Genomic DNA, 836 nt, shown 5'->3' with positions numbered 1-836 from the left:
GACCGCCGCCGGTCCACACCGCGCCGCCTTCCCCGGCCGCACCCCCGGTCGTCGGGACCACCCCGGTGATCGGCCGCCCCGAGGCGCACCCGGTGGAGGCCCGACGGCGGGAGAACGCGGCGGTCCCCGCCGACCCGACCCTCGCCTGGGGCGCGGTCCCGGTCGCGACCGCCCACGCGATGGCCCTCCAACTCGCCCTGCGCGCCCGGGGCGGAGCCCAGCCGGAGGATCCGGCGTTCCGGCCGCGCAGCATCGCCGACAGCCGTCCGTACGGCCTGCCGGGCGGGCTCGCACCGGTCGACCCGGAGCACCAGGCCGAACTCGAACGCCGCGCCCCCCGGGACGCGGACGGCCTGCCCGTCCGCCACCCCGACCCGGCCGCCGGCGGCTGGGCGGAGGCCGTCAACGACGGCGGCCACCGCGAACCGGGCCGGGCCAACAACAGCCTGGAGATCGCCCTCTCGGCGGTCGAGTGCTACACCGGCCGCCCCACCTGCGCGGCCCCGCGCATCCCCACCGAGGGCGACGCCGGCGAACGGGGGGGCCGCGACCGCGCCGAACGCGAACTCGGCGCCCCCTTCCGGGACCTGGGCGACGGCGCCCCGGCCTTCGACCGCCTCGCCGACGACCTCCGCCGCGCCGGCCACGGCTCCCAGGCGGTGCTCCTCACCCTCGACGCCTACGGCCGCCCGCACGCCTGGAACGCCGTCAACCACCAGGACGCCGTCACCTACCTCGACCACCAGCTCGCCCGCCAGGCCCCCACCCCCCTCCACCCCGCCACCCACGGCCTCTGGGCCATCGCCCTCACCCCCGAAGGCCGCCCCCTCCCCCTC

The 836-nt window shown here is 79.5% G+C and carries 1 protein-coding gene; it reads left to right on the top strand.

The features are described 5' to 3' along the window. Positions 1 to 836: toxin glutamine deamidase domain-containing protein (locus AE652_RS42335; RefSeq protein ID WP_049661554.1), on the top strand; the 836-nt coding region annotated here is incomplete at both ends.

This window comes from Kitasatospora sp. MY 5-36 (assembly GCF_001182915.1).
Lineage (GTDB): Bacteria > Actinomycetota > Actinomycetes > Streptomycetales > Streptomycetaceae > Kitasatospora.
Note: the sequence above shows the minus strand (reverse complement) of the source record. Positions and strands in the feature narration are given on the sequence as shown.